The sequence below is a fragment of the Hymenobacter nivis genome (assembly GCF_006439025.1).
Classification (GTDB): domain Bacteria; phylum Bacteroidota; class Bacteroidia; order Cytophagales; family Hymenobacteraceae; genus Hymenobacter; species Hymenobacter nivis_A.
On record NZ_RCYZ01000007.1, the window covers coordinates 127261 to 151825 of the forward strand.

Consider the following 24565-nt stretch of genomic DNA (forward strand, 5'->3'; position numbering starts at 1 on the left):
CCGCGCCCAGCACTTTTTCCCACCCAACCCCCAGCAACATGGCCAGCAACAGAGGCGTCGTTTATTTGGGCCCCGGCAAAGTCGAGGTGCAAAGCATTGATTTTCCAGAGCTAAAAAATCCCAAGGGTCGTAAAATAACCCACGGCGTTATTCTCAAAGTAGTATCCACCAACATTTGCGGCTCCGACCAGCACATGGTGCGTGGCCGCACCACGGCCCCCGCGGGCCTGGTGCTGGGCCACGAAATCACGGGCGAAGTGGTGGAAGCCGGCGAGGACGTAGAATTCCTGAAAAAGGGCGACCTCGTGTCGGTGCCCTTCAACGTGGCCTGCGGCCGCTGCCGCACCTGCAAGGAGCAGCAAACAGGCATCTGCCTGACCGTGAACGAGGGCCGCGCCGGTGGCGCCTACGGCTACGTGGACATGGGCGGCTGGGTAGGCGGCCAAGCCGAGTACGTGATGGTGCCCTACGCCGATTTTAACCTGCTGAAATTCCCGAACAAGGACCAGGCGATGGAGAAAATCCGCGACTTGACCATGCTGAGCGACATTTTCCCCACCGGTTTCCACGGCGCCGTAAAGGCCGGCGTGGGCCCCGGCACCACGGTGTACGTGGCCGGCGCGGGCCCGGTGGGCCTGGCGGCCGCCGCCTCGGCGCAGCTGCTGGGTGCGGCCGTGGTAATTGTGGGCGACATGAACAAGGCGCGCCTGGCGCACGCCCGCTCCTTTGGCTGCGAAACGGTGGACCTGAACGAGGACGCCAACCTGGCCGACCAGATTGCCAACATCCTGGGCGTGCCCGAGGTGGACTGCGCCATCGACTGCGTGGGCTTTGAGGCCAGCGGCCACGGCACCCAGGCCAAAACCGAGGTGCCCGCCGCCGTGCTCAACTCGCTCATGGAAATTGCCCGTGCGGGCGGCTCCATCGGCATCCCCGGCCTGTACGTCACCGCCGACCCCGGCGCGGAGGACAAAGCCGCCAAAACCGGCAACCTGAGCATCCGCTTCGGCCTGGGCTGGGCCAAGAGCCACTCCTTCCACACCGGCCAAACGCCCGTAATGAGCTACAACCGCCAGCTCATGCAGGCCATTCTGTACGACAAGGTGCAGATTGCCAAGGCTGTGAACGTGGAAATCATCAGCCTCGACGAGGCCCCCAAGGGCTACGCCGAGTTCGACAGCGGCGTGGCGAAGAAGTTCGTCATCAACCCGCACAACCTGATTCCGGACGTGAAAAAGGCCAAAGCCGCCAAGGAACCGGTGGCCGCCTAGCAGCGCCTGAAACCAATGCAGCAGCCGGTCTACCCAAGGGGTAGGCCGGCTGTTTTCGTTTGAGCTTTTCCGGTGGGTTTGGGGCCCCTGGCTTTCTCCTATAAGTAAAAAAGCGGAACATTACGCGCGAATTTTATTCTGGGGCCACACTACTGGCCTGGGGCCCTAACGCGCTATTCTACAATTTCAAATTACCCCGTTCGTCCCAAGCTACCGGGGCTGCGGCTGGATTTGCGAAAGCGCAGGTGGCCATTGCCTTGCAACGCTCACCGTGCCAAAGCGCTCTACCAACCAGCCCCAATGGTGGGGTTCGCTTTCGAATCTTTATGCGTTTTCTGGCCCAATTCTGTCTAATTGGTCTTTTTTGCGGCGTCGCCCTCAGCGGAGCCGCCCAGTCGGGCCCCGGCGTGCGCGTGGTGGATGCCCGCACCCACCAGCCCGTGCCCTACGCTTCGGTGGGGGTGCCCGGCCGGCCCCTGGGCACCGTGGCCGATGCGCAGGGCAGCTTCCAGCCGGCCCAAATGGGCGCGGCGCCTGCCGATACGCTAGTGGTGTCGTGCGTGGGCTACCAGTCGCGCCGCCTACCCCTGGCCGCGCTGCGCCAGCTGCCCGAGGTGCTGCTGGCCCCGCAGGCGCAGGCGCTGAGCGAAGTGGTGGTGAAAGCCGCCACCTGGAAGCGCCGCCGCGTGGGCCGCGAGGCCACTGGCGGCGGCGTTGTCTGCAATTTTCACACGCGAGCCGATACCCTCCCCTCGGCCAGGCTGGGCCGCGAAGGCGGGGCTATTCTGCGCGTGCACCCCCACAGCTTTATCGAAGACGCGCATGTGTTCATCAGCCAGTCGCGGTTTCAGGGCGTGCGGTTTCGGCTCAATGTGCGGACTGTGGATGCCGATAATCACCCGGCCGCCAGCCTGCTCACGCAGGATGTGCAGTTCGCCGTACCCGACTCGGCGCGGGGCTGGCAGCACATCGATTTGCGCCCCTACAACGTGAACGTGGGTGCCGAAACGCGGGTGGCCGTAACGCTGGAATGGCTGGCCGGCCAGCCCACGCCGGGCAAGCCTACTACCTGGCGCGGCTGGCCCAGCGTTCTGGTTCCGGCCGCCTTCTCAGCTACTCACCGCCTGGTGTTCCGGCACAAGTCAGAAGACGCCTGGCAGGTGCAGCCGATGAGTCTGAGCTTATATATCACCACCGCCAGCCCCGACTGAAATGTAGGGCCCCGGGCTACCGGCGTACCCTCGCCGCGCCCAACGGCCCCACCCGCGACGCAGGCAAACCGGCCGGGCGTGGGGCCCTATTGGCGGGGCAGCGGGCGTATTTGCGCAAGCTGCTGCAGGCCCCTTTTGCATTGCACCAATGCCGTACACGCACTTCAACCGCAAGCATAGCTTAGAAACCTTTCGGGGAGATGATTTTCTCGACCGGGTGGTAAGTGAACGTGCACTGGTTGGCTTTTTGAGCAACGCGAAATGGGTGAAACTGCTTCACACCTTGGTAGCACACCACAGCCTTATTAAAGAGTGTCAAGTCAAGCTGATATGGGAGGAGGAGCCTACCGGCCGTTTGCTCCGCATAGATGCGGATACGGAGTACCGGTTCGATTACTACGACCAGGCAATGGAGGCCATGATTAGCGGTAAGCCGCGCGGCTGGCATGCGTACCGGGAAATTGAGTGGCTGGAATTCCCGCGCTACCTCACGGAGCAACCGGGAGAGCAAGACCTTGACGCTATCCAGTCGGCGCTTGCCACCGTTGGCCAAATTCCGCTCGTTCTGACCAATAATTCGTTACGGCTTGAAGCCTATCGCAGCGTCGCTACGTGAGCCGCTTGCACTGGCGTATTTGCCTGGGCCCAACGCCCCGGCCGGCCCCGCCGTACCTTTGTTGCCTAAAAGACGCGCCGTTTTCAGGGCCCCTACCAGCCCGGAGTTGCGCCTTATCCTCGCCTCACATCCTCTCCCATGCATCCCGCTCCCACCGCGCCCTACAAGCCCAAAAACCACGTTCGCATCGTCACGGCCGCCGCGCTATTTGACGGGCACGACGCCGCCATCAACATCATGCGCCGCATCATCCAGAGCAGCGGCGCCGAGGTGATTCACCTGGGCCACAACCGCTCGGTGCAGGAAATCGTGGACTGCGCCATTCAGGAAGATGCCCAGGCCATTGCCATCACCAGCTACCAGGGCGGGCACAACGAGTACTTCAAGTACATGCACGACCTGTTGAAGGAGCGCGGCGCGGGCCACATCAAGCTCTTCGGCGGCGGCGGCGGCGTGATTCTGCCCACCGAGATTGCCGACCTCATGGACTACGGCATCACCCGCATCTACTCGCCCGACGATGGCCGCGCCATGGGCCTGCAGGGCATGATTAACAACCTGCTGGAACAGGCCGACTTCCCCACCGGCCAAAACCTAAACGGCGAGGCCAGCCACGTGCAGGAAAAAGATGCCCGCAGCATCGGCCGCCTGATTTCGGCGGCCGAAAACTTCCCCGAGGAATTTGAAAAAGTGCGCGCCTCACTAGCCGATAGCGCAGGTGCTGGCGAGAAGCCAACGGCTGACAGCTCTCAGCTAACAGCCAAAAAAGCCCCCATCCTGGGCATCACGGGCACGGGCGGCGCGGGCAAATCGAGCCTCGTGGATGAGCTGGTGCGGCGCTTTCTGATGGACTTCCCCGACAAGACCATCGCCATCATTTCCGTGGACCCCAGCAAGCGCAAAACCGGCGGCGCGCTGCTCGGCGACCGGATTCGGATGAACGCCATCAACTCGCCGCGGGTGTACATGCGCAGCCTGGCCACGCGCCAGAGCAACCTGGCCCTGAGCAAGTACGTGCAGGATGCGGTGGATGTGGTGAAGGCCGCCAACTACGACCTTATCATTCTGGAAACCAGTGGTATCGGCCAGAGCGATACCGAGATTATCGAGCACTCCGACGCCAGCCTCTACGTGATGACGCCCGAGTACGGCGCAGCCACGCAGCTGGAAAAAATCGACATGCTCGATTTTGCCGACGTCATTGCCCTCAACAAGTTTGACAAGCGCGGGGCCCTCGATGCGCTGCGCGACGTGCGCAAGCAGTACCAGCGCAACCACAACCGCTGGGACTCGCCCACCGACACGATGCCCGTTTTTGGCACCATCGCCTCGCAGTTCAACGACCCCGGCATGAACCGGCTGTACCGGGCAGTGCTCCAGATGCTGGAAACCAAGACCGGCGCCACCTTCAACTCGCACCTGGAAACCAGCACCTCGGACTCGGAGAAGATTTACATCATCCCGCCGAACCGCACGCGCTACCTCTCCGAAATCGCCGAAAGCAACCGCGCCTACGACCAGCGCGTGCGCGAGCAGGCCCACATTGCGGAGGTGGCCGGCGCATTTGCTAAGCTCGAAGAGCACTACGGGGCCGATAAAAACAGCCCGGCCGGCACCATCGAGGAGTTCAACAAGAACAAGCAAACCCAGCTGCGCCGGCTCGATGCCGACAGCCAGGCCATCCTGGAAAATTGGGAATCTACCCTGCAAAACTACCGCAACCCCGAGTACGTGTATTCGGTGCGGGGCAAGGAGATTCGGGTAAAGACGCACACCAAGTCACTGTCGGGCAATATGATACCGAAGGTATCGGTGCCGCGCTACACCGGCTGGGGCGACCGCCTGCGCTGGGCCATGCAGGAGAATTTCCCCGGCGAGTTTCCCTACACGGCGGGCGTGTTCCCGTTCAAGCGCGAGGGCGAAGACCCGACCCGCATGTTTGCCGGCGAAGGGGGCCCCGAGCGCACCAACCGGCGCTTCCACTACGTGAGCATGGGCCTGCCCGCCAAGCGCCTGAGCACGGCCTTCGACTCGGTGACACTCTACGGCGAGGACCCCGACCACCGGCCCGACATATATGGCAAAATCGGCAACGCGGGCGTGAGCATTGCCTGCCTTGACGATGCCAAGAAACTGTATTCGGGCTTCGATTTGAGCGCCCCGACCACCTCGGTTTCGATGACCATCAACGGCCCGGCGGCTACGCTGGCGGCGTTTTTCATGAACGCGGCCATCGACCAGAACTGCGAGAAGTACATCGCCGAAAACGGCCTGACGGAGGAAGTAGAGGCCAAAATTGACGGTATTTACGCGGCGCTGGGTCAGCCCCGCCCCCGCTACCAGGGCGAGCTGCCGGCCGGCAACGACGGCCTGGGCTTGCGCCTGCTCGGCGTAACCGGCGACCAGGTCCTACCCCCCGACGTGTACGCCACCATCAAGGCCAAGACCCTGACGCAGGTGCGCGGCACCGTGCAAGCCGACATTCTCAAGGAAGACCAGGCCCAGAACACCTGCATTTTCAGCACCGAATTTGCCCTACGCCTGATGGGCGACGTGCAGGAGTATTTCATCACCGAGAAGGTGCGTAACTTCTACTCCGTCAGCATCTCGGGCTACCACATTGCCGAGGCGGGGGCCAATCCGATTACCCAGCTGGCCCTCACGCTCAGCAACGGCTTCACGTTTGTGGAATACTACGTGAGCCGCGGCATGAGCGTCAACGACTTCGCGCCCAACCTGAGCTTCTTCTTCTCCAACGGCATCGACCCCGAATACGCTGTCATTGGGCGAGTAGCGCGCCGCATTTGGGCCAAAGCCATGAAGCTGAAGTACGGCGCCGACGCCCGCAGCCAGATGCTGAAGTACCACATCCAGACCTCGGGCCGCAGCCTGCACGCCCAGGAAATCGACTTCAACGACATCCGCACCACGTTGCAGGCCCTGTACGCCATCTACGACAACTGCAACTCCTTGCATACCAACGCCTACGACGAGGCCATCACCACGCCTACCGAGGAATCGGTGCGCCGGGCCATGGCCATTCAGCTCATCATCAACCGCGAGCTGGGCCTGGCCAAGAACGAAAACCCGCTACAAGGCTCCTTCATCATCGAGGAGCTGACCGACTTGGTGGAAGAGGCGGTGCTGCTCGAATTTGACCGCATCACGGAGCGCGGCGGCGTGCTCGGGGCCATGGAAACCATGTACCAGCGCGGCAAAATCCAGGAGGAAAGCATGCACTACGAGATGCTGAAGCACACCGGTGAGTACCCCATCATCGGGGTGAACACCTTCCTCTCGTCCACGGGCTCGCCCACGGTGGTGCCGGCCGAAGTCATCCGCGCCACGGAGGAGGAAAAGCAGTACCAAATCGACATGCTCACCCTGCTGCACCAGCGCAACGCCGACCAGGCCCCGGCGCGCCTCAAGCAGCTCCAGCAAATCGCCGTGGCCAACGGCAACCTCTTCGCCGAGCTGATGGAAACGGTGAAATACTGCTCGCTGGGCCAGATTACGAACGCGCTGTTTGAGGTCGGCGGGCAGTACCGGCGGAATATGTAGGAAGAACGATTATTTTCAATTAAAGAGGTAGTGCTATTTTTCCCGAGCACTACCTCTTTCTTTTTACCGGCTAAACCAACATATGCAACAAATTTCAATTGAGTCATTCACCCCTTATGACTCACTATTCCCTGGGCAGAAATTCTTAGACAAAGAAGTTTTGATATTAGTCAAAACTTTAAGGACTGCTGGACACGATGTCACTTTATTACCCAAGGATATTAAGTATCAGTATATATTTAAAAAAGGAGAAACAAGTTTTCTCGCTGACCCCGCAAATTTATTGTTAATTGGTATTCCGATAACAATAGCGACAACACTTATTGCTAATTGGATACAAAAGCTATTAGATAAGAATCAGCTTAAGAAAGCAGAGCCAAATACTATTATCATAAATAATACTACTACTAACCAAACTGTAAATTATTTAAACCACCCCGTTGCAGATAGTGCCGTTAAGGAATTAAAAGCAGATTCTCACTCGCTTTCTAGTGCCCTTGCTGACTGCCTTAGGACACAAAGCCCCTATCCCGAATTACCATTTCCAATCTTATTGGAACACCAGCCTCAAATAGTTGGATGGTGCACTTTAAAAATTGATGATACGGGCTTACTCATTGATGAAGGTCGCATTACCGATGTAGATACTTACAAAAGAATAGCAAGTGGAGAATTAAAAGGTGGAAGTGTTACAGGTGTTGCAATCGAATCTATGTGCAGCATTTGTAAAGGTGATTATATATCATGCAATCATATAGCTGGCCAAAAATATGAGGGCATGCAGTGTACAAACCGTATAGTTAAAGCTGGCTTGATTGAAGTAAGCATTGTATCTGCTCCTATTAATTCTAAAACCCTCATCAAGCTTCTTTAAACCTGCATTACTTTGGATGTGGACAGAATATGCAAGAGCTGCATTGTTGAATTAGCAACATTTTTTTAAATCACAATCCATTTAATTAACAACTCACAGGCATGGGAATAAATACTGTATGGGAAAGCACTCTTGCTTTTCGGGACTTTCGAGATAAAACCCAAGAACTATCTAGAGTCTATTGGACTCAACAGATGAGTGCTGATAGTTTAATGAGTCAACTTAATGGCAAGAATCCCGATGACATTTCGGCTCAAGTCATTCCGTGTTCATTTAATTACACAATGCACTCGCAGAAAGTAAAAGACACTTTACTGTGGCTTCCAACCTATATGGATAGAAACCGTCTGCATCTGCTTGTCCTATACACTTCTTTCCTAGAAACTTACTTAAAACAAATCACTCTTTACCATACAGCATCAAATGGTTACACAAGTAATATAAATGATATAGCGAACCCAATAAAATTAACGTCTGTCGGCGAAGCGCTAGCAGCTCCCATTCTGCGAACATCTACCGTTCCAGACATGATTAAATATGCATCTGAATACTATGGTATCGATTTCGGGCAACAAGCTAAGGAGTGGGTTAAAATTTACAAAGTGAGATGTGCTGCTGCACATAATGGAGGCATAGCCACTCCTAATTTCTTAAAAGCTATAAGCGGGCAACCCCTTGCATTAAGACCTAAAGTATACGATAACATAGGCTTGACTTGGGATGAACTTCGCACTGCCATGAAATACGGTGATGATATTGCGGCAATGATTGATTCAAAAGCTTCTAATTATGACATCAAAATACTTGAGACGGAAGAAGTACTGAGAGAATTAAAATCTAAAAACTTGTTACCCAGCAACCACACCAAATTATGGGAGCTTCTACAGGATGACTATCGCCTATCAGCAATTAAAAAGAAAGACAGACACAATTTTATTTACAAATTTTATGGAAAAATGTTAAATAACTAGTAGTTTGATTTAATCAAACCTACCGCTATCTATTAAATAGAAAGACGCACAACACCCTGCCTCCCCCACCTAGGAAGGGCAGGGTGTTGTGCGTAACGAGGCACCGCTCCTCCGCGCCAGCCGAATGCAACTCCAAGACACTCCCAGCTTCCCCAGCGGCTCCAAGAGGCGCCAGGGGCACTGGGACGGGCGCAGGGGGCAGTCGGGGGCGGCGCTGAGGCACACTAGGTTTCGGCAGCGGCGGTGGGAGGCGCGGGGACGGTGGGCGCTATCGTATCGCTACTAGCTCCTATCGTATCGTATCGTATCTGGGGCGGCGGGCAGCGCGTACTTTTGCGGCATGGAAACGCAGGTACACACGGTGGCGGTCACGCTGGATTGGGGGTTGCTGGCGGCGGTGAGCAAGCTCGATAGGTTTGATGCGTCGTGGTCGGCCATTGAGCGGCGCGAGGGCCAGAGCCTGAAGCAACTCAAGGCGATTGCCACGGTGCGCAGCGTGGGCGCTTCGACGCGCATTGAGGGCTCACGCATGAGCGACGCGGAGGTGGACGTGCTGCTGCGCAACACCGACATTACGAAGCTGGAAGACCGGGATTCGCAGGAGGTGGTGGGCTATTTCCAGGTACTGGACTTGATTGCGGACGCCTACGCCGACATCGACCTCACCGAAAACAGCCTAAAAGGCCTGCACAGCCAATTGCTGCGTTTCAGCCGCAAGGACGAGTGGCACCGGGGCAACTACAAGCAGCACCCCAACTCCGTAGAGGCCAGCCTGCCCGACGGCACGAAGCGGCTGGTTTTTGCGACCACCGCGCCGGGCATCGCCACCGAGGATGCCATGCGGGCGCTGCTGGCCTGGTATGCGCAGGATACGGCCACGCACCCGCTGGTGAAGTGCGCCCTGTTCTGCTACGAGTTTCTGAGCATCCACCCGTTTCAGGACGGCAACGGGCGGCTTAGTCGCCTGCTGGCCACCCTGCTCCTGCTGAAACAAGGCTACGTCTGGATTCAGTACGTGAGCCTGGAGCACGAGATAGAGAGCCGCAAAACCGAGTATTACCGCGAGTTGCAGCGGTGTCAGTCGCAGCGGCCGGGTGAAAATATCTCGTCGTGGCTCACCTTCTTTTTCAGTGCTTTGGGCAACGTGCAGCAGATGCTCTTGCAAAAGCTGATGGCTACTGGCGCGGAAAGCCAGCTGCAGCCCCGCGAAAAGGCCATTCTACTATTTATTGAAAATAACCCCGGCTGCCGGTCGGGAGTTGTTGCCAAACGCCTGGCCATTCCTGCCCCGACAGTTAAAAAAATACTCGCCATTTTAGTAGAGCGGGGACTAATTGCGCGGCACGGAAGCGGTCCCGGCCTCAACTATACGCTACCCTAGATTGGCATCGTGCACCCACGCAGCCCGCACAAAAGCTACTCCAAGCTGCCTCAAGCTTCGACCGCGGCGGTGGAGAGATGGAAACGTGATGCGCAGCCTGTCACAGCAGCCTTCCAGCCGTTTTCGGGCTCTGTTAAACCAGCGCGAGTTATCCCGCGCTAGACTCATAACGTTATCTTTTCTCCCGTGCCGCCCTACCCTCCGAGCCTAGAGGGGGCAGGGCGGCACGGGTCACGAGGGCTCCACCCATGCGGGTGGGCCGAGCGCGATGCGCAGCTGCTTGAGGTAGGTGGCAGCGACGGAGGCGGATTATTGCCTATTCTTACGCTTATCTACCGCCGCACCGCTCATCCTTTTTCCCTTTGATACGCATGAAACACGCTGCCCCCTTGTTGCCGACCCTGCTACTCCTGCTGGCAGGCTGCACCGAGCCCAAAACGTTGGACACGGCCGCCACGGCCGCGGCCCCTACCCTGGCTTCGGCCGGCAGCACGGCCGCTCAGGACACAGCCCGCGTGAGCGGCAAGCCCTGCGATATTCAGCTGGCGGGCATCCACTTCACCAAGGCCGTGAACGGGGCCGATACCCTGACCAAGACCGATGCCCAGGGCCGGATGGCATTTCGGGTGGGCGCGAAGAAGGACTTTTTCTGCGACCCCAACGATAACAAGCTCTCCAACAACACGGCCCCCATGCTGCTGGCGCAAGTGGATAACACCAAGCCCTTTACGCTGGTAGCGAAGGTAACGCCCGGCTTCACGGCGAAGGGGCTCTACAATGCCGGCGTGCTGTACGTGTACGTAAACGACCGGCGTTGGCAAAAGCACTGCTTCGAGCAGGACGAGCGCGGGCGCCACCGCATCGTGTCGGTGCGCACCATCGGCACGTCCGACGACAACAACCACGACGTGGTGACGGCCCCCACGGCGTACATGAAAATCTCTTCGGACACCCGCACCATCGGCAGCTACTACTCGCTCGACAACAAAACCTGGCAGCTGGTGCGCCTCTACAAAAACGACTACCCCGCCAAGCTGTGGGCCGGGGTGAGCGCGCAGTGCCCCATCGACACGGGTACCACCAGCCGGTTTGAGAATATTAGCCTGACGCAGAACAGCGTAGCGGATTTCCGGCTGGGCAATTAGCCGGCGGTGGGGCCCGGTGCGGCGGCAGCAAATACCGGCAGCAGCGGGCAGGTGCCAAGCCGGCCGAACCACGCTTACCTAGCGGGGGCGGGCGGCGGCAGGTAGCGCAGCAGCACCGCGCCGGCGGCCCACAGCAGCACGTCTTCGCCCAGGCCCACCGTGGTGGGCGGCAAGGCAGTTTTTTCGGTGATGGCCTTGCGCAGCCGGTACCAGCCAAACGTGGCCGCGGCCGCGCCCAGGCCGCCCAGCAGGGCCCCGCGCCAGGGGCTTTGGCCAGTGGCCTGGCACCAAGTGGCGCCGGCCAGCGCGCTGCCCAAGGTGCGCAGGCCCAGGCCGCGGGGAGCGGTGCGGGGGGCCGCGCCGGGGTTTTTATCGTGCATGAACTCGCGGGTGGCGGCCAGCTCCAGGGCGACGGCCACGGCCGGCTGCTGCAACAGCCGCAGCGGCGAACCGGCCAGCGCCGGGGCCGGGTGGCGCACCAGGTAGTGGCTGAGCAGCGTGGGGGCCACGGCGCTGCGCATGCCGGCCAGGGCAGCAAAGCCGAGCACCGGCCAGTAGGTAGCCGCCGGCCGGCCGGCGGAAGAATCAGGGAAAGTGGGCATGAGGAAAGCGTTGGGAATGCCCCTCCCTAACGAAATTAACCCGGCTGGGGTGGGGCGGCGGCCCGCTTTTTTGCCGCTGGGCGGTTTGGGGGCGGCAGCGCGGGGCGGCACAACTGCGGGGCCCCGCGCCGCGTAGGCTAAGGCTCATCCCCTCCCCACTCCCTGCGTCATGGCCGATAAAACCCTGAAGGAAATTGCCACTAAAATGGCCAAGCTCGATATTGCTTTGCTCACCACGCACACTAGCCGGGGCCAGCTCAGCAGCCGGCCCATGAGCAACAACGGCGACGTGGAGTACGACGGCAACTCGTATTACTTCACCTTTGAAGAATCACGCACCGTAAAGGATATTACCGAAAACCAGCACGTTAACCTGGGCCTGAGCGGGCCGAAGGGCCTGTATATTTCCATCGTGGGCAACGCGCACCTCATCCGGCAGCGGGCCACCATGCAGCAGCATTGGGTGCCCGATTTGGAGAAGTGGTTTAAAGATGGCCTCGATACGCCGGGCGTGGTGCTGGTGCGCGTGGAAGCCAAGCGCATCAAGTACTGGCAGGGCGAGGACGAAGGCGAACTGACCGTGCAGTAGCCGCTGCTTGCGCAACACTACCCGAAACCGCCCCGGCCGCCGCGCTGGGGCGGTTTCGTTCTTAAGGAGGCGCTGGCTGTACTTTTCGCCCCTCACTTCCCCCGATCGCCTCATGAAACTGCTGCGCTTACTACTCTTGGTTGGGCTGGGGGCCTGGGCGGGGCCAGCCGGGGCCCGGGGCCCCGGGCCGGCTTTCCGGGTCATTGCATTTTTTACGGGCCGCCACGATTTGGCGCACGTCGATTTTGTGCGCGAGGCCAACCAGTGGTTTCCGCAGCAGGCGGCGCAGCACGGCTTTGCCTACGACACCACCTCGAACTGGCAAAACCTGAACGCCGCCTTTCTAGCCCGCTACCAGGTGGTGCTGTTTTTGGATACGCGGCCCGAGCAGCCGGCCCAGCGCGCCGCCTTCGAGCAGTACATGGCGCACGGCGGCGCCTGGATGGGCTTTCACTTCGCCGCGTTTGCCCTCACGCCCTCGGACTACCCGCAGAACTGGGACTGGTACCACAACCAGTTTTTGGGCACGGGCGAGTACGCGGGCAACACCTGGCGGCCCACCGCCGCCACCCTGCGCGTGCAGGACCGCCGCCACCCCGCCACGCGCGGCCTGCCCGCCACCTTCGTTTCAGCGCCCAACGAGTGGTACAAGTGGACGCGCGACCTGCGCCAGAACCCCGACATCGACGTCTTGCTGGCCATCGACCCGCGCAGCTTCCCGCTCGGCACGGGGCCCAAGCCGCACGAAATCTGGCACGAAGGCTACTACCCCGTGGCCTGGGCCAACCGGCGCTACCGCATGGTGTACCTGAACATGGGCCACAACGACATGGACTACGAGCACGGCACCAACCGCGCGCTGTCGTCCACGTTCGGCAGCCCCGTGCAAAGCCAGTTTATCTTGCGCAGCCTCCTGTGGCTGGGCAAGGGCCGCCGGCCGTAGCCCAGCTCCTCACTAGTAAGTTGTTTACCCACCGAATGTCCTTTTTTTCCTTGCCCGCCCATTGCCTGCGCAAGGCGCGCACCCGCTACGGGCTGGCCGCGGCCCTGCTACTGGCCGGCCACGCGGCCACCGCCCAAACCGCCCCGGGGGCCCCCGCCAACGCCTGGCACGGCAAGCCCTGCGCCGTGGTGCTGACCTACGACGACGCCATCGACGCCGACCTCGACAACGCCATTCCGGCCCTCGATTCGCTGAAGCTGCGGGGCACGTTTTACCTCATCGGGGCGGCGCCGGTGGTGGCCAAGCGGCTGCCCGAGTGGCGGCGGGCGGCCCAGCGCGGGCACGAGCTGGGCAACCACGCCCTGGTGCACCCCTGCGACGGCAGCCTGCCGGGCCGCGGCTTCGTGACGCCCGACAACGACCTGAGCAAGTACACCGTGGGCCGCGCCGTGGCCGAAATCCGAGCCACCAACACGCTGCTCCAGGCCATCGACGGCAAAACGGCTCGCACCTTTGCCTTCCCGTGCGGCGACCGGCAGATTGGCGGCGTGAACTTCTACGACCAACTGAAGGGCGATTTTGTGGCCGCCCGCGGCGTGGCCCCCGGCCTGCAAACGCCCGGGCAGGTGGACCTGGCCAACGTGGAGTGCTACGGCATCAACGGCCAGGACGGCAAGTACCTGGTTGATTTGGTGAAGCAGGCCCAAAAGTCGCGCACGCTGCTGGTGTTCCTCTTCCACGGGGTAGGCGGCGGCCACCCGCTGAACGTGGACCTGGCCGCGCACCGCCAACTGTTGCGCTACCTCAAGGCCCACGAGCGGGAAATCGACGTAGCCCCGCTGGTGGAGGAGGCCGAAATCATTCAGGCGTACCAGAAAAGCGGCCCGGCGCGCAAATAAGCGGGGCCCTAAAGCAAACCTAGGCCGAAAGCGTCTGTTGGGGTAACGCTACTTTTTCATTTTAGCTCCCCACCATGTCTGCTACACTCACCATTGCTGCCAATTCAACTAATCCCCTCACCGTAAACCGCCTGGGCTACGGCACCATGCGCCTGACGGGCCCCGGCGTGTGGGGCGAACCGGCCGACCGGCCTCAGGCACTGGAAATTTTGAAAACCGCCGTGGCCCACGGCGTCAACTTCATCGACACCGCCGACTACTACGGCGAGGACATCACCAACCGCTTGATTGTGGAGGCCTTGCACCCCTACCCACAGGACCTGGTGATTTGCACGAAGGTGGGCGCTACCCGCCGGCCTGACAAAAGCTGGGTGCCCTTCAACACGCCCGAGAACCTGCGCACGAGCATCGAGAACAACCTGCGCACCCTCAAGCAAGAGCAAGTGCAGCTGGTGCACCTGCGCCTGATGGGCCCCGGCGCGGTGCCGCTGGACGAGCAGCTCGGCGCTATGTTTGAGCTGCAAAAGGAAGGCAAAATCCAGCACGTGGGCCTGAGCAACGTGAGCCGCGAGGAGCTGGAAACCGGCCTCAAAATGGGCGAAATTGCCACCGTGGAGAACATGTACGGCTATGCCCAGCGCACCACCCTGCGCGACGCCCACGGCGAAACCCGCGGCGGCGAGGAGGTGCTGGCCCTGTGCGAGCAGCACGGCATTCCGCTGGTGCCGTTCTTCTCGCTGGTGCACGGCCTGCCCAATGCCGGCGACAAGCTGGCCACGTTGGCCAAGGAGCGCGGCGTGTCGGAAGCCCAGCTCAACATTGCCTGGCTGCTGCACAAGTCGCCCCTGTTGCTGCCCATCCCGGGCACGTCGTCGCTGGTGCACCTGCGCGAAAACCTGGCGGCCGCCGCCATCCAACTCAGCGCCGAGGACATGGCCTACCTGGGGTAATTGGGTGGGGCTCCGGGGCCCCTAGCCGTGCTTTTTCTGCATCCTGGGGGCCCCAAAGCGGGACGCTAGCGGCGGCTTTGCGTTACTTGCGGGCCGTAACCTCTTACTGCAACCGTATGCCGAGAAGCTATTTGCGCGCCGCCTTGGCCCTGGGATGCGCGGCCCTGCTGGCCGGCGGGGCCCCGAAGCCCCGCCCCCACGCCCCCGCCCCGGGGGCCCCCCAGCCCTACGGCGCGGTGCCCTCGGCCCGGCAGCTGGCCTGGCACGGGGTGGAAGTGTACGGCATCATGCACCTCACGCCCACCACGTTTGAGAACAAGGAATGGGGCTTCGGCGACGCTAATCCCACCACCTTCAACCCAACGGATTTTAACGCCGACCAGATCATCAAGGCCGCCAAGGCCGGGGGGCTGCGGGGCATTGTGCTGGTGGCCAAGCACCACGACGGCTTTGCGCTGTGGCCCACCAAAACCACGGAATATAACATCAGCAAAAGCCCTTTCCGCGGTGGGAAAGGAGATTTGGTGCGCGAGATTGAGCAGGCTGCCCGCCGCAACGGCTTGCAGTTTGGCGTGTATTGCTCGCCCTGGGACCGCAACAGCGCCAAGTACGGCACGGGCGAATACCTAGCTATGTACCAGGCCCAGCTCAAGGAGCTGTATGGCCAGTACGGGCCCCTGTTTATGAGCTGGCACGACGGGGCCAACGGCGGCGACGGCTACTACGGCGGGGCCCGCGAAAAACGCAGCATCGACAACGCCACGTACTACGACTGGGACCACACCTGGGGCGACATTACCCGGAAGATGCAGCCGACGGCCAACATTTTCAGCGACGTGGGCTGGGATGTGCGCTGGGTGGGCAACGAGGAAGGCCACGCCGCCGAAACCAGCTGGGCCACCTTTACCCCCATGCCCGCCGCGGGCAAAAACGTGGCCGTGCCCGGCCAGTCCAACTACCCGGAAAACCCCGTGGGCACCCGCAACGGCAAGTTTTGGATGCCCGCCGAGTGCGACGTGCCGCTGCGCAAAGGCTGGTTTTACCACCCCGCCGAGCAGCCCAAAACGCCCGCTGCCCTCTTCGACCTCTACCTGAAAAGCGTGGGCCGCGGCGCCGCCCTCGACCTCGGCCTAGCCCCCGATACCCGCGGCCAGCTGCACCCCGACGACGTGGCCGCGCTCCAAGCCTTCGGCAACATGGTGCAGCACACCTTTGCCCGCAACCTGGCCCGCAAGGCGCGCCTCACGGCCAGCAACACCCGGGGCCCCGGCTACGCCGCCAGCACCGTGCTGGACGGCAACGGCCAAACCTACTGGGCCACAGCCGACGCCGTGACGAAGGCCAGCCTGACGCTGGAACTGCCGGGGCCCCAAACGTTTGACGTCATCAGCCTGCAAGAATACATCCCGCTGGGCCAGCGCATCGAGGCGTTCAACGTGGAGGCGTGGGACGGCACGGGCTGGAAAAAAATTGGCGGCGGCACCAGCATCGGGGCCAAGCGCCTCCTCGCGCTTGACGCGCCCGTAACGGCCAGCAAAGTCCGCCTGAACCTCACCCAGTCGCCCGTGTGCCTCACCCTCAGCGAGTTCGGCCTCTACAAGCGCACGGAGTAAAGCGAGGGCCCCGGCTCAGCCAGGGGCCCTCGCCCATTGGCCTTCAGCAGAACTTACGTACTTGTAGCCCCGGCGGGGCTTTGTCGTTGGCAAGCAGTATTTTAACGCTATCGTGCCAAAGTAGCATTATTTTAGGGGCATGAAACGCAGCTTTTGGTTTGGCTTTGGCGCTTGGCTACTGGTGGGGCCCCTGCGCGCCCAGTCGCTGGCCGGCCCCTGGCAGGGCGTCGAAACCGACACCCACCGCCGGGGCGCGCGCTGGCCCACCGAGCTGCGGGTGCAGAAAAGCGCGGGCGACGGCCTCTTTGGCGTGCTTTACCAGGAGGAAGGCGGCAACCCCGGGGCCTCGGTCACGTTCCGGATGCAGGGCACGCGCACGGCCGGCGGCATGCGGCTGGCGCATGGGCGCAAGCTCAGCGAAACCGGGCGTCGGTTCCTCAGCTACTGGTGCTCCGGGGCCATCGCGTTCACCTACGACGCCGCCGAGGAAAAGCTGACCGGCCACGCCACCTACGAGCCCGTGGGCGACTGCACCACGGGCACCTACACGTTCTACCGCATCCGGCTGAAATCGGCCGCCGCGGTGCGCGCCGGGGCCCTGAGCACCGTGCGCGTGTCAGGCCGCGAGGTGCAGTGGTTTGCCGACGCCGACCTGCGGCAGCCCCTGGCCACCGGCAACACCTACCGCACCCGGCTCCGCAAGCCCACCACCTTCTACCTGAAGCAAAATTATTACCCTACCGAGCAAAGCGCCGTGGTGCCCATCACCGTGGGCATTGTGGGGGCCCCCGCGCCACCTGCGCCCGCGCCGCCAGTAGCCGAGCCGCCTGAGCCGCCAGTAGCTGCCGCCCCGCCGGCGGCGCTGCCCGATACGCTGCGCCCCGCAGCCCCCGCGGCCGTACCTGCGCCGGTGGTGCCGCCCGCGCCGGTGGTGCTGCCGCGGGTGCTGTTTCAGGTGGGCAAGGCCAAGCTGCTGCCCGCAGCCCGCCCGGCCCTCGACCAGCTGGCGGCCAGCCTGCTGGCGCAGCCAGACCGGCGCGTGCGGGTGCTGGGCCACACCGACCGCGTGGGCGAACCCACTAAAAACCAGGTACTCTCGGAGGAGCGGGCCGCCGCCGTGCAGGCCTACCTGGTGCGCGCCGGCGTAGCCGCCAGCCGCATTGCCACCGCCGGCTACGGCGACGCCCGCCCCCTCTACCCCTCACCCGACGCCCGCAACCGGCGCGTGGAAGTAGAAGAAGTACCATAGGGGCCCCGGGGCCGGGTAGTTTCGGCTACTTTTGCCGGGCCCCACAAGGGCCTTGTTGGCTTATGAAATACTGCTTGCTTCCCGCGCTGGCCCTGGGCCTGCTGGCTTTCCCGCTCCGGGCCCAACAGGCCCCGGCCGCCCCCCAGCCAGCCCCGGCGCAGGCCACCCTGCCGCGCTACACCACCGAAAACCAGCAACTGGCGCCCCCCGTGGCCGGCACGCCGCGCGTGGTGCTGATGGGCAACTCCATCACCGATGCGTGGCCCGGGGCCGACCCGGCGTTCTTCGCCGGCCGGCCCTACGAGTACGTGGGCCGCGGCGTGGGCGGGCAGGTATCGGCCGCCATGCTCGAGCGCTTCCAGCGCGACGCGCTCGACCTGCACCCCGCCGTGGTGGTCATTTTGGCCGGCATCAACGACATTGCCCAGAACGCGGGGCCCTACCAGCCCGCGGCCACCCTCGGCAACATCACGGCAATGGCCGAGCGGGCCCACGCGCAGGGCGTGCGCGTCGTGCTCAGCTCGGTGACACCCGCCGCCGAGTTTCCGTGGCGGCCCGGCCTGGGCCCGGGGCCCAAAGTGGTGGCCCTGAACGCCCAAATCAAGGCCTACGCCCGCCAGCACCACTTCGTATATCTCGATTACTACGCCGCCCTCGCCGACGGCCACCTGGGCATGAAGGACGGCTTGGCCCGCGACGGCGTGCACCCCACCCTGGCCGGCTACCGCGTGATGGAGCCCCTGCTGCAAGAAGCCGTAGCCAAGGCCCTCAAGCACAAGCAGCGCTAAGCCGCCAGGGGCCCTGGCCGGCCGGCAAACCTTCACCTGGGCGTAACACTGGGGCCTGCGGGGCAACCACCAGGACACACGCCGGGCCGTGTTTTGCGGGATAATTCACGTTGAATATTCACGCAATGCAAGCAAAGTACTACCCATTGGTTCGGGCTGTTGGAAGCGTTATCATGGGCGGGGCCCTGCTCGCGGGCTGCGCCAAGAACGACGCCGCCACGCCGGGGGCCCCGGCCTACCCCGCCTACGCCGAAGCCGCCGCCCCGCGGGTGCTGGCCACCGCCCCCAACGGCACCGTGCTCTACAACGGCGGCTTCGGCTCGGCCCTGGCCCCCGACCCCAACGACCCCGCAGTGTTTTACCTGCTCACCGACCGGGGCCCCAACGCGGCGGGCGTGGCGGCCAATTCCATCATCTTTGGCAAGGCCGATTTCACCCCGCAGATCGGTAAGTTTCGGCTGAAGGACAACCAGTTGGTGCTGGAGCAAACCATCCTGCTCAAAAACGCCGCCGGCCAGCTCCTCACCGGCCTGCCCAACCCCGCGGGCCAGGGCAGCACCGGCGAAACCGCCCTCGACGCCAGCGGCCAGCCCCTGCCCACCAGCCCCGACGGCCTCGACTCGGAGGGCCTGGTGCTGGCCGCCGACGGCACGTTTTGGGTGAGCGACGAGTACGGGCCCCACCTCGTGCACTTCGACGCGGCGGGCAAAACCATCGAGCGCATCAACCCCTTCGGCACCGGCACCGGCGGCCGCCGCCTGCCCCTGGTGCTGGCCCGCCGCCGCCCCAACCGCGGCATGGAGGGCCTCACGCTCACGCCCGACGGCAAAACGCTGGTCGGCCTCATGCAGTCGCCGCTCCACAACCCCTCGTCGGCGGCCGTGTCGGGCTCCACGGTGCTGCGCGTCGTCACGTTCGACATCGCCACCGCCGCCACCCGGCAGTACGTGTACCTGATGGAGAATGCGGGCCTGACCGGGTGCAGCGAAATTGCGGCCATCACCGGCACCACCTTTCTGGCCCTGGAGCGCGACGGCCTGTACGGCGGCAGCCCCACGGCCCCGGCCGCGTTCAAGCGGGTGTACAAGTTCGACCTGGCCGGGGCCACCGAGGTATCGGACGGGGCCGACGGCGCCGCCGGCAAGCTCTACGGGGGCCTCACGCTGGAGCAGCTCAAAACCCCGGCCGGCCTGGCCGCCGCGGGCGTCGTGCCCGTCACCAAAACCCTGGTCCTCGACCTGCTGACGGACATTTCGCCCGTGTACCCCCACGACAAGGCCGAGGGCCTGGCCCTGCTGGCCAACGGCCAACTGGCCATTTCCAACGACGACGACTTCGGGGTAATCGACAACGGGCAAAACGGCTTCGCGCCCAAAATCCTGCCCGCCACCGGCAAGGTAGACGTCAACCGCATCTACTTTGTACCCCTCAAGACCCCGCTGAAGTAGGCCGCGAATCATTTCACACAATCGTTAATGCAATACTGTATTAACAGGGTCTTTTTTTGGGAATATATACTTAGATATATTTATTCAACTGCGGATGCTAGGGCCCTAAACGCCCGGCCTCGGTGCTATTTGACCGGCAAGCCCGCTATTTCAGCGCGGCTTGCCGGATGCTGGCATTTGGTAGATACAGGAAAAACCCTTATTATTGTTTCATTATTACCTCATCGCCGCACCTGCCTGGCTACTTAGCGAGGCATGGTCAAGCAGGCGATTTTTTTTGAAACAGATGCACAATCGATTGTGAATATGGTTACCTTTCATCCCTCCTAATCACTCCTCAACTGCTCTTCTTATAAATGAAGCCAGTACAAGCCGATGGTCCTCGGCTTTGCCCGCTCCTGCGGCGTTGCAACTCCCACGGTGGGGCCCCCAGCGCACGGCGGCAGGAGGCCGCTGGCGGGCGCACCCGCGGAATGCCCGCCGTGGGATGCCGGGTGCTGCCCCCCAGCCACCAAATCCTCCCCCCCTGGGTCCTCAGCCCCCCTCCGGCTCCCACCGTTTTATAGAAAAAAAGCTGTTGTTTTGGGTCCTGCGGCGGACCCGCCGCGCCTTCTCACCCTCACGTCCCCGTTTTCATGACCCATTTCCGCCGCCTCGGGGCGGGCGGCCTCGGCAGCTTGCTGCTGCTGGCCGCCTGCAACTCGCAGCCCACCGCCCAGCAAAGCACCGCTGGGACCCCCGAAACCGCCACCGATTCTGCCCGCACCCCTTCCGCTGCCATGCCCACCTCCACCGCTTTTGGTAAAACCACCGACGGCACCGAAGCCCGTCTGTTCACCCTCACCAACGCCAAGGGCATGACGGTGACCATCAGCAACTACGGGGGCACCATCACCGGCATTCAAGTGCCGGATAAGAACGGCAAGACTGGCGACGTGGTGCTGGGCTTCGACGAGGTGAGCGGCTACCAAAGCCCCGCCTTTTTGAAGTCGAGCCCCTACTTCGGGGCCCTGATTGGGCGCTACGGCAACCGCATCAAGGGCGGCAAGTTCAGCCTGGATGGCAAGGCGTACACGCTGGCCGCCAACAACGGCCCCAACTCGCTGCACGGCGGCAAGCAGGGCTTCGACAAGAAATTCTGGACGGCCACGCCCGCCCGCTCGACCGACGGCCAGAGCCTGACGCTGAAGTACTTGAGCAAGGACGGCGAAGAAGGCTACCCCGGGGCCCTCGACGTGACGGTGGTGTACACCCTCACCGACGACAACGGCCTGCGCATCGACTACACCGCCACCACCGACAAGCCCACGGTGCTCAACCTCACCAACCACGCCTACTTCAACCTGAGCCTGGGCCAGAGCAAGGACGTGCTAGCCCACGAGGTAACGCTGCCCGCCGACCGCTACACCGTGGTGGACGCCACCCTGATTCCGACCGGCGAGTTGAAGCCGGTGAAGGGCACGCCGTTTGACTTTACCACGCCCCACGCCATCGGCGAGCGAATTGCCAAGGTGCCCGGTGGCTACGACCACAACTGGGTGCTGAATAAAACTACCGGCCAGCACAGCGCCGCCACCGTGTACGACCCCGCCTCGGGCCGCACCCTGGAGGTGACCACCGACCAGCCCGGCGTGCAGTTCTACACCGGCAACTTCCTCGACGGCACCCTGACGGGCCACAACGGCACCGTATACGGCAAGCACGGCGGCTTCTGCCTCGAAACCCAGCACTTCCCCGACTCGCCCAACCAGCCCAAGTTCCCGACCACCGAACTGAAGCCGGGCGAGACCTACCACACCGCCACCACCTACACGTTTGGGGTGCGGAAATAGGGCCCCAGAGCGGCCCAGCGGTGATGACGCGGCAATTCTACCGCGTCGGCACCGCTGGGCCCGTGCTTCCAGCTGCGCATTTATTCCTTAATCCCTTAGCACTATTCTGACCGTGCCAGAACAACCTTCCGCTGCCCCGGCCTACGTCATCGGCCTCGACTACGGCACCGATTCGGTGCGCGCCCTGCTGGTGAACGCCCGCACCGGCGCCGAAGTCGCGCAGGCCGTGCACTACTACCCGCGCTGGCAGCGCGGCGCCTACTGCAACGCCACCAAAAACCGCTTCCGCCAGCACCCGCTCGACTACATCGAGGGCCTGGAAACCACCATCAAGCAGGTGCTGGCCCACGTGGCCAACCCTGCCGAAGTGGTGGGCCTGGCCGTGGACACCACCGGCTCGACGCCGGGCCCCGTGAACGCCGACGGCGTGGCCCTGGGCCTGCTGCCCGAGTTTGCCGAGAACCCCAACGCGCTGTTTGTGCTCTGGAAAGACCACACGGCCCTGGCCGAAGCCGCCGAAATTAACTACAAGGCCCGCACCTGGGGCGGCGAGGACTACACCAAGTACGAGGGCGGCATTTACTCCTCGGAGTGGTTCTGGGCGAAAATCATGCACATCGTGCGCGAAGATGACGCCGTGGCCCAGGCCGCCCACTCCTGGATGGAGCACTGCGACTGGGTGACGCTGCTGCTGACCGGCGGCGAGCTGGCCAGCTTCAAGCGCAGCCGCTGCGCCGCCGGCCACAAGGCCATGTGGCACGCGAGCTGGGGCGGCCTGCCCCCGCAGCAGTTCCTCGATTTCCTGGAGCCGAAACTGGCCGGGCTGCACAATCGATTATTCACGGAAACGTACACCGCCGACGAAGTAGCCGGCCACCTTTCCGAAGAATGGGCCGCCCGCTTGGGCCTTACCACCAACACGGTAGTGGCCGTGGGCTCGTTCGACGCCCACGCCGGGGCCGTGGCCGGCGAGATAGAATCTTATTCCATGGTGAAGGTGATGGGCACCAGCACCTGCGACATTGTGGTGGCCCCCACCGCTGAAGTGGGCGACCACCTGGTGCAGGGCATCTGCGGGCAGGTGGACGGTTCGGTCATCCCCGGAATGCTGGGCCTGGAAGCCGGCCAATCGGCCTTCGGCGACCTGCTGGCCTGGTTTCGCAACATGCTGGAGTGGCCGCTGCAAGCCGGCCTCACGGAGTCGAAGGTGCTCAGCGCCGACCAGCTGGGGGCCCTGCGCCAGGAAATGAGCGACAACCTGCTGCGCCGCCTCACCCAGGCCGCCGCCGAGGTGGACCCCGCCGAAAGCCACGTGCTGGCCCTGGACTGGGTGAACGGCCGCCGCACGCCCGACGCCAACCAGGCCCTGAAAGGGGCCCTGACGAACCTGACGATGGGCACTTCGGCGCCCCAGATTTTTAGGGCCCTGGTGGAAGCCATTTGCTACGGCTCGAAGCAAATTGTGGAACGCTTCGAGCAGGAAGGCATTCCCATCAAGCAAGTCATCGGCATCGGCGGCGTGGCCAAGAAATCGGCCTTCGTGATGCAGACGCTGGCCGACGTGCTCGACCGGCCCATCAAAATTGCGGTGTCGGAGCAGGCGCCGGCGCTAGGCGCGGCCATGTACGCGGCCGTGGCCGCCGGCATTTACCCCGACGTGCTGAGCGCCCAAAAGGCGCTGGGCAGCGGCTTTGCCGAAACCTACACCCCCAACCCCGCCCGCGTGGCCGACTACGCCGCCCGCTACGCCCAGTACCAGGCCCTGGGCCAGTTTGTGGAAAGCACCACGGCCGGCCCCGCCGCGCCCGTGGCGGAAACCGAAACCCAAGCCGTGACCACCGCATGAGCCAGTACCAAGCCCTGAAGCAGACCTGCTACGACGCCAACATGCAACTACCGGCCCTCGGGCTGGTACTCTTCACCTTCGGCAATGCCAGCGTGGTGGACCGCGAAAACCGCGTGTTTGCCATTAAGCCCAGCGGCGTGCCCTACGCCACGCTGCGGCCGGAGGACATCGTGATTGTGGACTTCGACAATAACATTGTGGAAGGCACCAAGCGGCCATCGTCCGACACCAAAACCCACGCGGTGCTGTACAGCCACTGGGCGCACATCGGCGGCATCGTGCACACGCACAGCACCTACGCCACGGCCTGGGCCCAGGCGCAGCTCGACATTCCGGTGCTGGGCACCACCCACGCCGACCACCTCACGGCCGACGTGCCCTGCGCCCCGCCCATGGCCGACGACATGATTGCCGGCGACTACGAGCACGAAACCGGCTGGCAAATCATGAACGAGTTCACCCGCCGCGGCCTCGCGCCCGACGAAGTGGAAATGGTGCTACTGGCCAACCACGCGCCCTTCACTTGGGGCCCCACCGTGGAAAAAGCCGTGTACAACAGCGCCGTGCTGGAGGAAGTAGCCCGCATGGCTTACCTCAGCACCACGCTGCGCGCCGACGTGCCGCGCCTGAAAGACGCATTGATTAAAAAACACTACGAGCGCAAGCACGGCGTGAATTCCTACTACGGGCAGTAAACCAGTAGCGTGGACTCTGTGAGTCCGCGCGTTGAACGGCCCGCTAACCAACCCTACGCGCGGACTCGCAGAGTCCACGCT

General features: G+C 62.8%; 20 protein-coding genes. 19 read left to right on the forward strand and 1 reads right to left on the reverse strand.

Annotated features, from left to right (window positions below):
- Positions 1–38: 38 nt before the first annotated feature.
- The 8 genes from fdhA (at position 39) to EAH73_RS16500 (ending at position 11030) form a co-directional block, all read left to right on the forward strand.
- Positions 39–1271: a formaldehyde dehydrogenase, glutathione-independent gene (gene fdhA / locus EAH73_RS16465; RefSeq protein WP_140468500.1), complete on the forward strand. Its 1233-nt coding sequence runs from the start codon at positions 39–41 to the stop codon at positions 1269–1271.
- Positions 1272–1597: 326 nt separating this feature from the next.
- Entirely contained in the window at positions 1598–2482 is an 885-nt protein-coding gene (locus tag EAH73_RS16470; RefSeq protein ID WP_140468502.1) for a carboxypeptidase-like regulatory domain-containing protein, read from the forward strand.
- A 148-nt stretch (positions 2483–2630) separates the two neighbouring features.
- Positions 2631–3098: a hypothetical protein gene (locus EAH73_RS16475; RefSeq protein WP_140468504.1), complete on the forward strand. Its 468-nt coding sequence runs from the start codon at positions 2631–2633 to the stop codon at positions 3096–3098.
- Positions 3099–3236: 138 nt separating this feature from the next.
- On the forward strand, positions 3237–6659 hold the full coding sequence (locus EAH73_RS16480; protein WP_140468506.1) for a methylmalonyl-CoA mutase family protein: 3423 nt from the start codon (positions 3237–3239) through the stop codon (positions 6657–6659).
- 82 nt (positions 6660–6741) lie between these two features.
- A complete protein-coding gene (locus tag EAH73_RS16485) occupies positions 6742–7533 on the forward strand; it encodes a hypothetical protein (protein WP_140468508.1) in 792 nt (263 codons plus the stop codon).
- A 101-nt stretch (positions 7534–7634) separates the two neighbouring features.
- Positions 7635–8504, forward strand: coding sequence for a hypothetical protein (locus EAH73_RS16490; RefSeq protein ID WP_140468510.1), 870 nt, complete (start codon positions 7635–7637; stop codon positions 8502–8504).
- Positions 8505–8844: 340 nt separating this feature from the next.
- Positions 8845–9885 (forward strand): Fic family protein, encoded by a 1041-nt coding sequence (locus EAH73_RS16495; RefSeq protein WP_140468512.1) that lies wholly within the window; start codon positions 8845–8847, stop codon positions 9883–9885.
- A gap of 371 nt (positions 9886–10256) precedes the next feature.
- Positions 10257–11030, forward strand: a complete 774-nt coding sequence (locus EAH73_RS16500) for a DUF1349 domain-containing protein (RefSeq protein ID WP_140468514.1) — start codon at positions 10257–10259, stop codon at positions 11028–11030.
- A gap of 74 nt (positions 11031–11104) precedes the next feature.
- On the opposite strand, the gene EAH73_RS16505 is transcribed toward EAH73_RS16500, so the two are convergent.
- A complete protein-coding gene (locus tag EAH73_RS16505; protein ID WP_140468516.1) occupies positions 11105–11632 on the reverse strand; it encodes a hypothetical protein in 528 nt (175 codons plus the stop codon).
- A gap of 169 nt (positions 11633–11801) precedes the next feature.
- Here EAH73_RS16505 and EAH73_RS16510 point away from each other — a divergent pair, with 169 nt between their 5' ends.
- The 11 genes from EAH73_RS16510 to EAH73_RS16560 all read left to right on the forward strand — a co-directional run bounded on the left by EAH73_RS16510 (position 11802) and on the right by EAH73_RS16560 (position 24484).
- Positions 11802–12221 carry a pyridoxamine 5'-phosphate oxidase family protein gene (locus tag EAH73_RS16510; RefSeq protein WP_140468518.1) on the forward strand — a complete coding sequence of 140 codons (420 nt, stop codon included), beginning with the start codon at positions 11802–11804 and terminating at the stop codon, positions 12219–12221.
- A 112-nt stretch (positions 12222–12333) separates the two neighbouring features.
- Entirely contained in the window at positions 12334–13164 is an 831-nt protein-coding gene (locus tag EAH73_RS16515; RefSeq protein WP_140468520.1) for a ThuA domain-containing protein, read from the forward strand.
- A gap of 35 nt (positions 13165–13199) precedes the next feature.
- Positions 13200–14063: a polysaccharide deacetylase family protein gene (locus EAH73_RS16520; protein ID WP_140468522.1), complete on the forward strand. Its 864-nt coding sequence runs from the start codon at positions 13200–13202 to the stop codon at positions 14061–14063.
- A 74-nt stretch (positions 14064–14137) separates the two neighbouring features.
- Positions 14138–15013, forward strand: a complete 876-nt coding sequence (locus tag EAH73_RS16525) for an aldo/keto reductase (protein ID WP_140468524.1) — start codon at positions 14138–14140, stop codon at positions 15011–15013.
- A 116-nt stretch (positions 15014–15129) separates the two neighbouring features.
- Positions 15130–16626, forward strand: coding sequence for an alpha-L-fucosidase (locus EAH73_RS16530; RefSeq protein WP_140468526.1), 1497 nt, complete (start codon positions 15130–15132; stop codon positions 16624–16626).
- 139 nt (positions 16627–16765) lie between these two features.
- The gene (locus EAH73_RS16535) at positions 16766–17875 is read left to right on the forward strand and encodes an OmpA family protein (protein ID WP_140468528.1); all 1110 of its coding nucleotides are present in this window, start codon (positions 16766–16768) and stop codon (positions 17873–17875) included.
- 62 nt (positions 17876–17937) lie between these two features.
- Positions 17938–18663 carry a GDSL-type esterase/lipase family protein gene (locus EAH73_RS16540; RefSeq protein ID WP_140468529.1) on the forward strand — a complete coding sequence of 242 codons (726 nt, stop codon included), beginning with the start codon at positions 17938–17940 and terminating at the stop codon, positions 18661–18663.
- Between the two features lie 146 nt (positions 18664–18809).
- Positions 18810–20111 carry an esterase-like activity of phytase family protein gene (locus tag EAH73_RS16545; RefSeq protein WP_240047299.1) on the forward strand — a complete coding sequence of 434 codons (1302 nt, stop codon included), beginning with the start codon at positions 18810–18812 and terminating at the stop codon, positions 20109–20111.
- 635 nt (positions 20112–20746) lie between these two features.
- Positions 20747–21943 (forward strand): aldose epimerase family protein, encoded by a 1197-nt coding sequence (locus EAH73_RS16550; protein ID WP_140468531.1) that lies wholly within the window; start codon positions 20747–20749, stop codon positions 21941–21943.
- A 112-nt stretch (positions 21944–22055) separates the two neighbouring features.
- Positions 22056–23789: a ribulokinase gene (locus EAH73_RS16555; RefSeq protein WP_140468533.1), complete on the forward strand. Its 1734-nt coding sequence runs from the start codon at positions 22056–22058 to the stop codon at positions 23787–23789.
- Positions 23786–24484, forward strand: a complete 699-nt coding sequence (locus tag EAH73_RS16560; RefSeq protein WP_140468535.1) for an L-ribulose-5-phosphate 4-epimerase — start codon at positions 23786–23788, stop codon at positions 24482–24484. Before EAH73_RS16555 ends, EAH73_RS16560 begins: the two co-directional genes overlap by 4 nt.
- Positions 24485–24565: the final 81 nt, after the last annotated feature.